The organism is Streptomyces curacoi (assembly GCF_001513975.1).
GTDB lineage: Bacteria > Actinomycetota > Actinomycetes > Streptomycetales > Streptomycetaceae > Streptomyces > Streptomyces curacoi.
On the sequence record NZ_KQ947996.1, the window covers coordinates 48,174 to 61,236 of the forward strand.

The 13,063-nt window shown below is 72.9% G+C and carries 12 protein-coding genes and 1 pseudogene; 2 read left to right on the top strand and 11 right to left on the bottom strand.

From position 1 onward, the window contains the following. Window positions 1–423: pseudogene (locus AQI70_RS40475) on the bottom strand (metallophosphoesterase); the annotation flags it as partial. Window positions 424–690: 267 nt separating this feature from the next. Here AQI70_RS40475 and AQI70_RS33740 point away from each other — a divergent pair. Continuing rightward, window positions 691–1,590 (top strand): arginase family protein, encoded by a 900-nt coding sequence (locus tag AQI70_RS33740; RefSeq protein WP_062156254.1) that lies wholly within the window; start codon window positions 691–693, stop codon window positions 1,588–1,590. Between the two features lie 78 nt (window positions 1,591–1,668). On the opposite strand, the gene AQI70_RS33745 is transcribed toward AQI70_RS33740, so the two are convergent. The 4 genes from AQI70_RS33745 to AQI70_RS33760 all read right to left on the bottom strand — a co-directional run bounded on the left by AQI70_RS33745 (window position 1,669) and on the right by AQI70_RS33760 (window position 5,519). Further along, a complete protein-coding gene (locus AQI70_RS33745; RefSeq protein ID WP_062156255.1) occupies window positions 1,669–2,466 on the bottom strand; it encodes a DUF899 domain-containing protein in 798 nt (265 codons plus the stop codon). A 68-nt stretch (window positions 2,467–2,534) separates the two neighbouring features. Continuing rightward, the gene (locus tag AQI70_RS33750; RefSeq protein ID WP_062156256.1) at window positions 2,535–3,791 is read right to left on the bottom strand and encodes an MFS transporter; all 1,257 of its coding nucleotides are present in this window, start codon (window positions 3,789–3,791) and stop codon (window positions 2,535–2,537) included. 228 nt (window positions 3,792–4,019) lie between these two features. After that, a complete protein-coding gene (locus AQI70_RS33755; protein WP_062156257.1) occupies window positions 4,020–4,775 on the bottom strand; it encodes a dienelactone hydrolase family protein in 756 nt (251 codons plus the stop codon). Between the two features lie 123 nt (window positions 4,776–4,898). Then, window positions 4,899–5,519 (bottom strand): L-threonylcarbamoyladenylate synthase, encoded by a 621-nt coding sequence (locus AQI70_RS33760; RefSeq protein ID WP_062156258.1) that lies wholly within the window; start codon window positions 5,517–5,519, stop codon window positions 4,899–4,901. 226 nt (window positions 5,520–5,745) lie between these two features. Between AQI70_RS33760 and AQI70_RS33765 the strand changes: the two genes are divergently transcribed. Continuing rightward, window positions 5,746–7,278 (top strand): helix-turn-helix domain-containing protein, encoded by a 1,533-nt coding sequence (locus AQI70_RS33765; protein ID WP_062156349.1) that lies wholly within the window; start codon window positions 5,746–5,748, stop codon window positions 7,276–7,278. 129 nt (window positions 7,279–7,407) lie between these two features. On the opposite strand, the gene AQI70_RS33770 is transcribed toward AQI70_RS33765, so the two are convergent. The 6 genes from AQI70_RS33770 to AQI70_RS33795 are packed head-to-tail and all read right to left on the bottom strand — an operon-like array spanning window position 7,408 to window position 12,906. After that, entirely contained in the window at window positions 7,408–8,640 is a 1,233-nt protein-coding gene (locus tag AQI70_RS33770) for a cytochrome P450 family protein (RefSeq protein WP_062156259.1), read from the bottom strand. Further along, window positions 8,637–9,908 (bottom strand): cytochrome P450 family protein, encoded by a 1,272-nt coding sequence (locus AQI70_RS33775; RefSeq protein ID WP_062156260.1) that lies wholly within the window; start codon window positions 9,906–9,908, stop codon window positions 8,637–8,639. The genes AQI70_RS33770 and AQI70_RS33775 overlap by 4 nt, the downstream gene beginning before the upstream one ends. Next, window positions 9,905–10,549, bottom strand: coding sequence for a GTP-binding protein (locus AQI70_RS33780; protein WP_062156261.1), 645 nt, complete (start codon window positions 10,547–10,549; stop codon window positions 9,905–9,907). The genes AQI70_RS33775 and AQI70_RS33780 overlap by 4 nt, the downstream gene beginning before the upstream one ends. After that, window positions 10,521–10,883, bottom strand: coding sequence for a DUF742 domain-containing protein (locus tag AQI70_RS33785; protein WP_004004065.1), 363 nt, complete (start codon window positions 10,881–10,883; stop codon window positions 10,521–10,523). The genes AQI70_RS33780 and AQI70_RS33785 overlap by 29 nt, the downstream gene beginning before the upstream one ends. Beyond that, the gene (locus AQI70_RS33790) at window positions 10,880–11,302 is read right to left on the bottom strand and encodes a roadblock/LC7 domain-containing protein (RefSeq protein ID WP_062156262.1); all 423 of its coding nucleotides are present in this window, start codon (window positions 11,300–11,302) and stop codon (window positions 10,880–10,882) included. Before AQI70_RS33790 ends, AQI70_RS33785 begins: the two co-directional genes overlap by 4 nt. After that, window positions 11,299–12,906 carry an ATP-binding protein gene (locus AQI70_RS33795; protein ID WP_244181947.1) on the bottom strand — a complete coding sequence of 536 codons (1,608 nt, stop codon included), beginning with the start codon at window positions 12,904–12,906 and terminating at the stop codon, window positions 11,299–11,301. Before AQI70_RS33795 ends, AQI70_RS33790 begins: the two co-directional genes overlap by 4 nt. Window positions 12,907–13,063: the final 157 nt, after the last annotated feature.

Here is a 13,063-nt window from a genome sequence, read left to right on the forward strand (position 1 = left end):
CCGGAAGAACTTGGTGCCGTAGTCGTCGGCGCTGCCGACGGGATAGATCACGTCACTCGCGAGGACCGCGAACCTGGTGTCCTGACCCACCTTCAAAAGGCCCGGCACCACGGCGTACTGGGAGTCGTCGCCCTCGCCGGTGTCACCGATGACGAGGAAGGAGAAGCGGTCCGGGTCGTCGCGCCGGATCACCTTGTCGGCGGGTGCCCCGGCCGCCGCCCGCTGTGCCACCCATCGGCTGCGGGTGCGTCCCGTGGGATCCCCGAACCAGGACGCGAGCACGCCGTTGCGGGCGGCCCAGATCGTCTTCGGGTTGAGCCAGGAGATCTTTTCCACTCTGTGCGGCATCAGCCGCTTGTACTCGCCGAGTTCGGTGGCGCCCCAGCCGGCGCCTTCGGCGGTGTCGCGTGAGGAGTCAGGCACTGATGCACCGTAACAATGATCTAGAGCGGGCCGAGCGGCGGGGCCGCGCCGGACCGGCGCGACCGGAGCCAATCCGCCCAGGACCATGGCCAGTTGCGGAGCAACGGTCTACGGCCGCTGCTGCGCGAGCGCAAGCCTTTACCGCCGGCAGCCCGGCGAACCATGAGCGCCGCCCCGTCACCGAGCCGTCGAGTGGTGCGTGCCCCGCGGGTGTGGCACAGATGGAGTGAGGTGAGCGGCGGCGGGCAGCAGCGGAAAGGGCCGGACATGCAGGAACTCGCGATCATCGAGGCCCCGTCCGTGCTCGGCCTGCGCCCGTCCGGGGTGCAGGACCTGCCGGCGGCCCTGCTGAAGGCCGGTCTGCCGGCCGGTCTCGGCGCGGTACGGGCCGGCCGGGTCGAACCACCGGCCTACGACCCCGCCCGCGACGCCGACACCGGAGTCCTCAACGCGCCCGCCCTCGCGCGGTACTCCGCCCGACTGGCCGACACGGTCGGCGCCGTCCTCGACACCGGCCGCTTTCCCGTCGTCCTCGGCGGGGACTGCAGCATCCTGCTGGGCAGCCTCCTCGCCCTGCGCCGACGCGCACGTCATGGCCTGCTGTTCCTCGACGGTCACACCGACTTCTACCAGCCCTCGGCGGAGCCGAACGGTGAGGCGGCCTCGATGGAACTCGCCCTGGCCACGGGCCGCGGCCCGCGCCTGCTCACCGACCTGGAGGGCCGTGGACCCCTGCTGCGGGACGAGGACGTCGTGGCCTTCGGGTTCCGCGACGCCGAGGAATCCGCCCGGGCCGGAATGCAGCCGCTCCCACCCCGGCTGCACGCCATCGACCTCGACGGGGTGCGCGCCGTCGGCGCCGCCACGGCAGCGCGCCAGGCGGTCGACCGACTCGCCGCCGGCACGGGCGCCGGCTTCTGGGTCCACCTGGACGTCGACGTCCTGGACGACGCGATCATGCCCGCCGTCGACTACCGCCTGCCCGGCGGGCTGACCTGGGAAGAGCTGGAGAGCGTGCTGCGGACGGCCCTGGCCGACGCGCGAGCCGTGGGACTCGACGTCACGATCTTCAACCCGCGTCTGGACCCCGACGGCACCATCGCCGCCCGCCTCGTCGAGTGCCTGCGCAGCGGGCTGTCGGCACGGACGGCTCCCACGGGGGCCTGAGCACGCTTCGGGTGTCACGGGTCAGGCGTCGTCCTCGGCGTCAGGCGTCGTACTCGGAATGAGACGTCGGAATCGGCATCAAGCGTCGTACTCGTCGGGAAGCCGCAAACCGGGACCGCCGGCCTGCAGGCCGAGAGGGACCGCCCGGCCCTTCGGCTCCTCCCACGGCTCCTGCCGGCCGAGCGCGGTGAGGTCGAGGTAGGGGATGCCGTAGTGGAACTGCTCGATGCCACGGCCGAACGTGGAGTACGTGTGGAAGACCTCGTCCCCGACACGCAGGAAGGTGCTGATGCCGGGCCAGTCGCCGCGCATACTCTCCGACCACGGCGTTCCGGCCTCGGCGAGCTCGGCCTCGGTGCGATGGAAGACCTGCACCGGCGCCACCCGCTCGTCGACGGTCGCGTGGAAGTCGTAGTTGAAGTCGCTGCCCGCCGAGGAGTACCAGGGGAAGGTCCACCCCATCCGCTCCCGGTACGCGGCGATCTTCGCGTACGGCGCCCGGCTCACCGCCACCAGTGTCGTGTTGCGGACATGCAGCTGCCGCAGCCCGCCGATCCCGTCGGCCGCGGAGGAGCAGCTGGAGCAGCCGGTGTCGCGGGGGTGCTCGACGCCGTCGGCGTCGATGTCGTACGTCCACATGAAGTGGTGCATGACCAGCTGGCGGCGCCCCTCGAACAGGTCGAGCAGGCTCACCGTCCCGCTCGGCCCCTCGAAGGAGTACGGCTTGTCGACGCGGACCATCGGCAGCCGCCGCCGTTGGGCGTTGACCCGGTCATGCGCCCGTGTGAGCTCCTTCTCCTTGGCCAGCAGCTCCTTGCGGGCGGCGAGCCACTCCTCGCGCGACACCACCTCAGGGAGGTTCTGAAGCGGACTCATCTCGGTTCTCCCCACGGATCGTGTACGGCCCGCGGCCGAAGCGGGCACGTCTCCAGCTTGCGCCCGCCTCATCGATGCCGCATGGCCCGTCCGGCCCCCGGCCGGGACGGCGGCTCGGCGGCGCACTGGTCGGACCGGTCCGCGGCTGACCTGGCGTGCCGCGCGGCGACGACCATGACGACGACGGAGACCAGGGCGATCCCGGCGCCGACGTGGAGCGGGGCGGTGTAGCCGAGGCCCGCGCTGATGGCCAGGCCGCCGAGCCAGGCGCCGAGGGCGTTGCCGATGTTGGACGCGGACACGTTGGCGCTGGCGGCCAGTGCCGCGCCGTGGGCGAAGTCGGTGACGCGCGTGATCATGCCCGGGACGGCGGCGAAGCCGGCCACCCCCATCAGGAACACCAGGACCACCGACGCGGTGGCGCTGGCGGCCAGCAGACCGAACAGGGCCAGGGTGAGGGTGAGGGCGAGCAGGGAGAGGACCAGCGCACGGTCGCGGTCATGGTCGGCTGCCCGCCCGCCGATCAGGTTCCCGACGACCAGGCCGACGCCGTACACCATCAGCAACCAGGCGACATCGGCCGAGGAGAAGCCGCCGACCTCGGTGAACGTGTAGGCGATATAGCTGAACGCACCGAACATCCCGCCGTAGCCGAGCGCGGTGGCCGTCAGGGTCAGCCAGACCTGCCAGGACCGGAACGCCCGGAACTGGGCCCGCAGGCCGTCGCCCGGTGCTGGGTCCGAGCGGTGGCCCTTCGCCGCCGGCGGCCCTGTCCGGCCCGCCCAGCCGGGGACGAGGGTGACGATGCCCGCCAGCGCGAGCACCCCGATCGCGGTGACCGCCCAGAAGGCCGCCCGCCAGCCCCAGCGCTCACCGACCAGCGCGCCGAACGGCACACCCAGTACGTTCGCAACGGTCAGCCCGGCGAACATGACCGCCACCGCACGGGACTTCCGCTCCGGCGCGACCAGACTGCTCGCGACCAGAGAGCCGATTCCGAAGAACGAGCCGTGGCACAACGCCGCGACGATCCGTCCGAGCAGCATCACCGGGTAGTTCGGCGCGACAGCGGACAACAGGTTGCCGATGACGAACAACACCACCAGGCCGACCAGGACATGCTTGCGGGGCAGCCGCGCCGTCGCCGCGGTCAGCGCGATCGCGCCGATCGCGACGCTCAGCGCATACCCGGAGATCAGCCGGCCGGCCGCCGCCTCGGACACCGCGAAACTCGACGCCACCTGCGGCAGCAGCCCGGCGATCAGGAACTCGGTCAGACCGATGCCGAAACCGCCGAGTGCCAGCGCGACGAGTCCACTCGGCATCCGTTGCCGTTCGGTCGGCCGCACTTGTCGGGACGGTTGCGGTAAAGCAGCGCGACGGAAGCCGGGTTCACTCATGGGCAGACCCTCACCTTCCGGCGGCCGACGGGTCCATGGACAAAGACCGACGACGCTTGGACGAAAGTGGAATCGAGGTGATCGGCACGGGCCGGTGGCCCGACGCGGACTGCCGCCCTCGCCCAGCGGAGCCATGCCGCCGGGCGGCCCGGCTCAGAACGTCCGCTTCAGCAGATCGAGCAGCGCAGCCCAGTGGCGCTCGTCCGCCTCGCGGTCGTACGCGGCGGTGTCGCTCTGGGTGAACCCGTGCCCCGCCCCCGGATACACCTCGCACCGGTGCCGTACCCCCGCCTCGGTGAGCGCGGCCTCCAGGCGCTCGATCTGTTCGACGGGCAGGGACGGATCCTGGTCCGCATGCCCGAAGTACAGCTCGGCGGTGATGTGTCCGGCCACGAGGTGCGGGCTGTCCGGCGACTCGGTCGCGAGCCGGCCGCCGTGGAACCCGGCCGCCGCCGCGACCCGCTCCGGATGGGTGCCGGCGGTCAGCAGGGCCAGCCGGGCGCCCATGCAGTAGCCGGTCAGCGCGACCGGGCCGTCGGCCGCCATGGGGCACTCGGCCAGCCGGCGCAGATACGCATCGGCGTCCCGCATCGCCGCCTCGGGCGTCAGCGCCCGCATGATCGGCATGAGGCTCTCGAAGATCTCCGGCCGGGCCCCGGGGTCGATGAACTCGGGCAACTCGACCACCGGAGCGCGCCCGTGACGGTAGAACACGTTGGGCACCAGCACCGTGTACCCGGCCTGCGCAAGCCGGTCGGCCATCGCCCTGAGCGCGGGCCGCAGACCGAAGGCGTCCATGTAGAGCAGGACCGCCGGACGGGGAGCGCCATCGGCGGGGTGGGCCAGATAGGCGTCGGCGGTGCCGTCCTCGGTGCGGATGTCGACGGCGGTTCCCTGTACGGCGGTCATGGCTGGGGCGTGCCTCTCTGCGTGGGGGCGTCGGCAGGCACCGGCCCGTGGGGAAAGGGCCGGACCGAGGTCATCGTGACACGCGTGTCCGCGGGCGCCGCGGCCACCCCCACCAGGGCGGTCTCACTCGAACCGGGACGTGTCGCCCGCTCCCTTCCGTACGATCTCGGCCTCGCCGCCGGAGAAGTCGATCACCGTCGTCGGCTCGGTGCCGCAGTCGCCGGAGTCGACCACTCCGTCCAGCGCGTGGTCCAGCCGGTCCTTGATCTCCCAGCCCTGGGTCATCGGCTCTTCCTCGTCGGGCAGCAGCAGTGTGCTGGACAGCAGCGGCTCCCCGAGCTCGGCGAGCAGCGCCTGGGTGACGACGTGGTCGGGGATGCGCACGCCCACCGTCTTCTTCTTCGGATGCTGGAGCATGCGCGGCACCTCCTTCGTCGCCGGCAGGATGAACGTGTAGCTGCCGGGCGTGGACGCCTTGATCGCGCGGAACACGTCGTTGTCGACCCGCACGAACTGGCCCAGCTGCGCGAAGTCCTGGCAGACGAGGGTGAAGTGGTGTCGGTCGTCCAGGCGGCGAATGGCCCGGATCCGCTCGATACCGTCACGGCTGCCCAGCCGGCAGCCCAGCGCGTAACAGGAGTCCGTCGGATACGCGATGAGCGCACCGGAGCGGACACTGTCGGCGATCTGGGCGATGGTGCGCGGCTGAGGGTTGTCGGGGTGCACATCGAAGTACTTCGCCATTCGACGAGCCTATGCCCTGGACGCACGGCAGCCGCGCAGGCCGTCACAAGTCACGTCCGGGCGCCCGTGCGCCCGCCCCACGACTTCGCCCCCCGGAGCCGGGGGATGACGGCCCCGATCCTGGGAACCCCGTCCCGAGGTGAACGTCGGCGTACCGTCGCGTGCGCGTGAGGTAACGTCCCCGAGCGGTACGTCGTGGAGAGCGCAGGACGAGGTGAAGGCCGACGTGGCTGGCAGAGAGGACGGGGTCCGTCAGACGGGGGTGAGGAGCGGCGACGCCTCGGCCTGGGCGGAGGAGTTGCTGGACCACCTGCGGCCGACCGGGCGCGACGTCCGCCGGGTCGTCGCCTGGCTCGCCGACGCCGTGGAGGGCACCGCCGCGCTGCAGGACGACACCGGCAGGCTCCTCGCCGGCACCCGGCCGCCGCTGGACGACAACCTCGTCGCGGACATCGCCGCCGGCCGGATCGCCTCCGCGGCGTGGGAGGGCCAGGACCGGCACCTGCGCCTGGTCAGGGTGGCGTACCCGAACTCCTCGTCGGCGGGCGTGCTCACGGTGGCGCGCACGACGCCCTTCGACCGGCGCACCTCCGCGATGGTCGCGCACACCGTCCAGGTGATCGAACTGCTGCTCAGGGCGGGCGAGACCACCGCCGCCGGTCGCCGCCTGGAGCGGGCGACGTCCGATCTGCGCCTGGCGATCCTGCAGTTGCTGATGGTGGAGGACACCGTCGCCGCACGCCGGGTGGCCGCGGGACTGTGGCCCGGACTGCTCGATACGGACACCGCCTGCGTGTACGTCGTCGAGGGCGCCGCCGAGGAGCGTGACCGGCTCGCCGAGGAGTGCATCGACGTGACGGGCGAGCGGGCGCTGGTGGTGCGCTGCCCGGCGGTGGACCAGCACGTGATCGTCGTGACGCCCGGCGACGCCGCCGCCGGGGAGCTGCGGTCGCTGATCGGCCGGCGTCCCCGCACGTTCCTCGGCGGCAGCGCCCGGCAGAGTCTGGCCCGCACCGCCGCCGCGTACGGGCAGGCCGTGAGCGCCCTCGCCGTCGCCCACTTCCGCCCGGACAAGGCCGCGGTCTACGCCGAACGCACCCACCCCGAGCGCCTGATCGACCCGGCGGCACTGCGCGGCTGGACGGCCCATGTGCTGCACCCGCTCGACACCCTGTCCCACCACACCCGCGCCGAACTGCTCGCCACCACCCGGCTGGGCCTGGAGTTCACCGCCGTGAACACGGCCAAGGTGCTCGGCGTCAGCCGCAACACCGTCCGGGCCCGGATGGAACGCGTGGAAGCCCTGCTGCGCACGGACTTCGCCGACCTCACCGCCCGCGCGGTGGTCCACCTGGCGCTCAAGACCCAGGTGAGCCTGGCGGACGCACCGAACGACACCGGCACCGCGCAGGCGGCCCCCGTCTCCCTCGGCGACCTGCTCTCCGGTCCCGCCATGCGCACCTGGGCGCACGACCTCCTCGCCCGCCTGGACAAGGACAGCCGGGACCTGCGGCGCACCGTGCGCACGTGGATCGCCGAAGGCGGCAACGCCGAACGCGCCGCGCAGACCCTCGGTGTCCATGCCCAGACCGTCCGTGAGCACGTCCGCAGCGCGGAACCCGTCCTCGAACGCCAGCTCCTCGCCGGCGGCAGCGACCTGTACGAGGTCGTCCTGGCCCATCTCGCCGGGGGCGACCTGGATCAGCCCGCCCTGCACGGGGCGAAACCGGGCCTTCCGGACTCACTTGTGCACAAGTGAGTCCCGCGGGCCGTGCAGCGGGCATCGACGCGATACCCATGGCGTGGCCGCAGACGTAAGTTCGACTCGCTGCGGGGGCACGACCGGAACGGGGGACCGGTTGCGTCCCCGCACCCGTCAGGGGACGGCTCAGTCCCGCAACCGCACCGGTATCTCCCGCCAGCCGAACGCGATGAACGACGGCACCTGACGCAGCTCCCGCTCCCCGGCGGCCAGCCGCAGCCCGGGGAAGCGGTCGAAGAGGGCGGGCAGCGCCGCCAGGGCCTCGACGCGGGCCAGCGGAGCGCCGATGCACCGGTGCACGCCGATCCCGAACGCCAGATGGTCGTCGGCCCCGCGCGACGCGTCGAAGGCGTCCGCGTCCGGCCCGTAGCGCACGGGATCCAGCCCCGCGGCGGCGTACGTCGTGAGGATCGCGTCCCCCGCCGCGATGGTCACGTCCCCGACCTCGATGTCGCTGACGGCGAACCGCAGGGGCAGCGACGCGATCGACGGGTGCACCCGCAGCGTCTCGTCGATCACGGCGTCCCAGCCGATCTCCCCGGAGCGTACGGCGGCCAGCTGCTCGGGGTGGGTCAGCAGGGCGACGACGGCGTTGCCGATGAGATTGACGGTCGTCTCGAAACCGGCGCCGATCACCAGCAGCAGCGTGTACAGCAGCTCCTCGTCGCCGAGCCGGTCGCCGTCCTCGTCTCGCACCCGGATCAGCTCGCTCGTCAGATCGTCCCCGGGGTGCTCGCCCCGGTGGGCGATCAGCGCGCCCAGCACCGTACCGATCCGCTCCTGCACGTACGCGGCGTGCTCCGGACCGGGATCGGAGGTGTCCATGATGGCCGCGATGAGCGCCCCGGTGTCCTCGCGCAGCTCCTCGGGCACACCGAACAGCTCGCAGATCATCCGCATCGGCAGCGGATGGGCGAACGCCGCCTTGAGGTCGACCACCGCGCCGCCCTCGTCGAGCGCGTCGAGCAGCTCCGCGGTGATCGCCTCCACGCGCGGCCGCATCGACTCCGTACGCCGCTGGGTGAAGCTCGGCGCGACCAGCTTGCGCAGCCGCGCGTGGTCGGCGCCGTACGTCGACAGCATGTTGACCACGCCCACCCAGCCCAGGATCCAGCCCCAGGAGGGGTGGTCGCCGATCTCGGGCCACAGCCTCCAGTGCAGCCGGGGATCCTTGCTGACCCGCGGGTCGAGGATCAGCGACTTGAGGGTGTCGTGGCCCGTGGGCGCCCATGCGGGAATCCCGCCGGGCAGCTCCACGGGCACGATCGGGCCGAGGGCGCGCAGCCGGGCGCTCTCGCCGGGGATGTCGGCGCCGAACGGGTCGAGGGCGATCCGGTCGATGCGGTCGGTCACGGTCACGAGGGACCTCCGGGCTGGTCGGGGGAGCGGGGGCTGAACCGTACGGGCAGGGCGGTGAGCGAGCGGTGGAAGGGGCCGGGCCGCCAGGTCAGGCGCTCGCGGGGCAGGACCGGCTGCAGATCGGGAAGCCACTGGGTGAGCCGTTCGATCGCCTCGGTGGCGAGGAGCAGCGTGTGCTGCCGGACCGGGCAGGCGTGCGGGCCCGCCGACCAGGACAGGTGGGAGGCGTCGTTGGGGTGACGGCCGCCGGGGACCTCCCTCTCGGCGGCGGGGGCACTTCCGGCGCCTTCCGGGCCGGCGGAGAGCGCGAGCGCCCCGTAGGAGACCACCACCGGCACTGCGGCCCTGATCCACACGCCGTGGAAGGACACCGGCCTGCGGGCGTAGTGGATGCCGTAGTTGGCCAGCGGAGTCTCGTGATGGAGGACCTCCACCACCGCGTCCCGCACGGGGCGGGCCCCGCTGGTCAGGGTGGAGTAGTACGCCGGGTTGCCGAGGATGCGGGACAGCGCGTTCGACACCAGGTTGGCCGTCGGCTCGTGCCCGGCGCCGAGGGTGAGGAACACCTGCCAGGTGACCTCCTCGGCCGTGAGCCCGGCGGGGTGGTCCAGCAGCCGGCTCGGCAGGTCGTCACCCCGCCGCTCCGCCCTGGCCGCGATCAGGTCCAGTACATAGCCGCCGAACTCCGCCTCGCCCGCGGCCGCTTCCGCGCCGCTCTCCATCATCTTGCCCAAGGCCGCCTCCAGCCGGTCGCTCTGACTGTCCGGCAGCCCGAAGAGGCTGTTGAACACCAGCGCCATCAGCGGTCGCGCGAACTCGCCCACCAGATCGGCCTCACCCTGCGGCCCGAACCGGCCCACCAGCACCCGCACCGCCCGGTGCACCCGCGCCCGCAGGTCGTGCGGCTCGATCCGGTCGAAGGTGTCGATCAGCGAGGTGCGGTAGCGGAGATGGGCGGCGCCGTCGGCGAACAGCGTGTTGGGCCGCCAGCGCATCATGCCCAGGACCGGCGAGTCGTCGGCGACCGTGGACTCCCAGGGCCGCGGGTCGTGCGAGAACGTGTCCGTGTCGTGCAGCAGATCCAGCGCCGCCCGCCGGTCGGTGACGACGTACGCCGGCACGCCCGGCGCCAACTCCGCCCACCCGACCGGGCCCTGGGCGCGCAGCGCGTCGTAGTAGCGGTACGGGTCCAGCGCGAAGCCGTCCTCCCACAGGCGTACCGGCGTCGAGCGGGAGAAGGCGTGCCCGTCGGGGGAGTGGGTGGTCACCGGCCCTCCGGAGCGTGACGGTCGATCAGGTGCTGGACCAGCGCGAGCAGCGCGTCGAAGGACGAGTCGGCGTCCCGCGCGTCGCAGGTCACCATCGGCGTGTCGGCCGCCAGGTCCAGGGCGGCGCGCAGTTGTTCGCCGGTGTGGTGCCGGGGCGCGTCCGGAAAGGCGTTGAGGGCGACGGCGTACGGCAGTCCCGTCTCCTCGACCAGCCCCAGCACGTCGAACGACGCGTCGATCCGACGGCCGTCGACCAGGACCAGGGCGCCCAGCGCGCCGTACGCGATGTCGTCCCACAGCGCCCGGAACCGCTCCTGCCCCGGTGTGCCGAACAGATACAGCACCACCCCGCCCGGCAGGCTGATCCGGCCGAAGTCCACGGCGACGGTGGTCGTCCGCTTGTCCCGCACTCCGGCCAGGTCGTCCACCCGGGCGGACGCCTCGCTGAGCGGTTCCTCGGTGTGCAGCGGCCGGATCTCGGAGACGGAGTCGATCAGGGTCGTCTTGCCCACGCCGAAGGGACCGGCGACGAGGATCTTGACCAGGTCGCGGGCGGTGGCGGGCAGGTGGATGTCCTCGGACGCGCCCGCCGTGCGTCGGGCGCGGGTGTCGCTAGGTGTGCTTGAGGGCGCGAAGGCCATCGGCCACTCTCTTCAGCAGGTCGGGGTCGAAGCGTTCGGCGGGCGGGATCGGCGCACGGGCCAGCACCAGGTCCCGGTCCATGAGTTCGGCCGCCAGGACACGCACCGCCGACACCGGCAGCCGCAGCAGCGCCGCGGCCTCCACCACGGTCAGCGAGCCGTCGTCCAGGGCGTCCAGCAGGGCGAGCTGGGCGGCGGGCAGACCGGCGGGCGCGGGCGTGCCGGTACCCGTGAGCACCGACAGCCGCTCCAGATGGGGGCGGCTGGGCCGGGCCACGCCGCCGGTCGACAGATACGCCGGAACCAGGGGGCGGCCGCCACGGCGGCCGGTCATGCCGGCGCGCCGCCGTCGCCAGCCCGGGGCGCGGCGGCCATCGCCTTCTCGCCCAGCCGCGCCACCTGCGAGTGCACCCGGTGCGCGAGCAGATCGAGGCGCACCTCGGCGCCCCCGTACGCGGCCACACACGTGCCGTGGTCCGTCGGCACGATCAGGACGTACCCGTGGTCCGACTCGATGACGACCTGCCGTACCTCGGACCGCTCCCGGTCGGCGAACGCGGCCGCCGCGGCACGGCACGCGCCCTGCACCGTGCTCGTGATCGCGGCCACCCGCTCGGCCGAGGGCCGGGTGAGCGCGTCCGTGTACCCGGTCACCAGTCCGTCCCGGGTGAGCAGCACGGCGGCCACCACGTGCGGCACTTGCAGGACCGGTTCGAGCACCCATGCCGTGTCTTGCGTGTCGCGGCTGGTCATCGAGCCGTTCCCCCTTCGTGGTCGGTCTGTTCGGTGCGGGTCTGCGCGGAGCCGGCCTGTTCGGAGCGGGCCTGTTCGGTGTCGGTCTGCGCAGTGTGGGGCTGCGTGGTGTCGGCCTGCGCTGTATTGGGCTGTCCAGCGTCCGGCTGTTCGGTGTCGGGCTGTCCGGCGTCGTGCGTCGCGGCCTCGGCTCGCCGCGCCGCCGCTCGCGCGGTTTCCGGTACGGCGGTGGAGGCGTCGCCCGTTGACTCGCCGGCCGTGGCCCGCGCCGCGGCGGTGCCGGCCTGCAACGCGCCCAGCGCCGCGGCGGCCTCCTCCGGGCGGCGCGCCGGAGACCGCGGCGCGGGTGTGTCACCGGACGCGGCGGCCACCCGAGTACGCCGCCGGCGCCGCGGCAGACCCCCGGTGTCACGCGGAGCCTGGTGCCCGGACGCGGCGCCGGAGCCGTCGTGGTCGTGCTCGGCCCCGTATCCGTGCGAGGGGGCGGACGCCTCGCTCCGGGAGCCGAGCGGAGCTTCGGCTCGGGAGGCCCTGGGGGTGGGGCGCGGCGCGCTGGCCGCGGGCGGTCGCTCGACGGGGTCGATACGGCTGAGCAGATGGCCCTCGACCCGCAGCACCGCCCGCACTCCGCCGTACGGCGACGGCGACGACACGTCCACGCTCAGGTCGAACTGCCGGGTCAGCTGCCCGATCGCGGCCAGACCCATGCGCGGCGGATCACCCAGCTCGGTGAGGAGGATCGGCTCGGAACCCGCCACCAGCCGCTGGGCGCGGGCGCGTTCGTCCTGCGTCATGCCCAGGCCCGCGTCGTCGACCGTGACGCAGACGCCGTGATGGACGTGCTCCAGGTTGACCACGACCTCCGTGTCCGGCGCCGAGTGCCGCAGGGCGTTGTCGAGGAGCTCGGCGACGATGATCGCGACCGGCTCCACCGCGTGCGAGACCAGTCCGGTACCCGCGGCCAGGTGGTTGTGGATACGGACCCGGTGATAGCCGGCGAGCCGGGCCTGGCCGCCGGTCACCGCGTCCACCAGATGCGACTCCTCGCGGGCGAGCCCGACCCACGCCTCGCACACCACGGCGGTGACCTGCGCGCGCCGCAGCGACTGCTCGTTCTCGTGGTCCAGTTGGAAGAGGGTCTGGGTCAGCTCGGGGTCGTCGTAGCGCTGTTGCAAGTCACGCAACGCGTCCTGGAGCCGGTACAGGGCCGCCTGGATCTCGCGTGTCGCCCCGCGCATCCCGGCCTGTGCGGCCGCGTCGATCCGGGTGCGCTGGGCGGCCAGCTCGGTGTGGAGCCCTTGCAGTACCTGCTCCAGGGCCAGGTCCAGCGGTGACCCCGCGAGCTGCGGATGCAGTGGACCCGGCACGGCGACATGGGGGTGCGCCGACTGCCGGGCGGCGGCCGGCAGGCGCCGCGCCGCCAGATGCTCGACCTCGGCCGTGAACGTCTGCAGCGCGCCGTCGAGTCGGCGGCGCAATCCGGCGATCTCGGCACACTGGCGGGCCTGTTGCCGCTGTGCGCGCAGCAGCCCGCCGCCCAGGGCGAGCGCGGACAGCATGCCGACGACGAGACCGCCGGTCACCAGGTCCGGTAATTCGATCATCGAGTCGGTTCCCAGAGGTCGGGTCGGGGGCAGGAGGGCAGGGCTGGTCTCCGAGGCGCTGGGTCGAGGCGCTCGCAGCACAGTACACACCGTCATCGATCGGTCTCGCACGGTCGATCGACACTTCGCTCCGAAAGTGACGGGACTCTGCTCGCTT

Coding starts and splice junctions, on each gene's coding strand:
- AQI70_RS33785 (WP_004004065.1), bottom strand. CDS start 10,883: ATGACCGGCCGCCGTGGCGGCCGCCCCCTGGTTCCGGCGTATCTGTCG.
- AQI70_RS33745 (WP_062156255.1), bottom strand. CDS start 2,466: ATGAGTCCGCTTCAGAACCTCCCTGAGGTGGTGTCGCGCGAGGAGTGG.
- AQI70_RS33795 (WP_244181947.1), bottom strand. CDS start 12,906: ATGATCGAATTACCGGACCTGGTGACCGGCGGTCTCGTCGTCGGCATG.
- AQI70_RS33740 (WP_062156254.1), top strand. CDS start 691: ATGCAGGAACTCGCGATCATCGAGGCCCCGTCCGTGCTCGGCCTGCGC.
- AQI70_RS33750 (WP_062156256.1), bottom strand. CDS start 3,791: ATGCCGAGTGGACTCGTCGCGCTGGCACTCGGCGGTTTCGGCATCGGT.
- AQI70_RS33790 (WP_062156262.1), bottom strand. CDS start 11,302: ATGACCAGCCGCGACACGCAAGACACGGCATGGGTGCTCGAACCGGTC.
- AQI70_RS33760 (WP_062156258.1), bottom strand. CDS start 5,519: ATGGCGAAGTACTTCGATGTGCACCCCGACAACCCTCAGCCGCGCACC.
- AQI70_RS33780 (WP_062156261.1), bottom strand. CDS start 10,549: ATGGCCTTCGCGCCCTCAAGCACACCTAGCGACACCCGCGCCCGACGC.
- AQI70_RS33755 (WP_062156257.1), bottom strand. CDS start 4,775: ATGACCGCCGTACAGGGAACCGCCGTCGACATCCGCACCGAGGACGGC.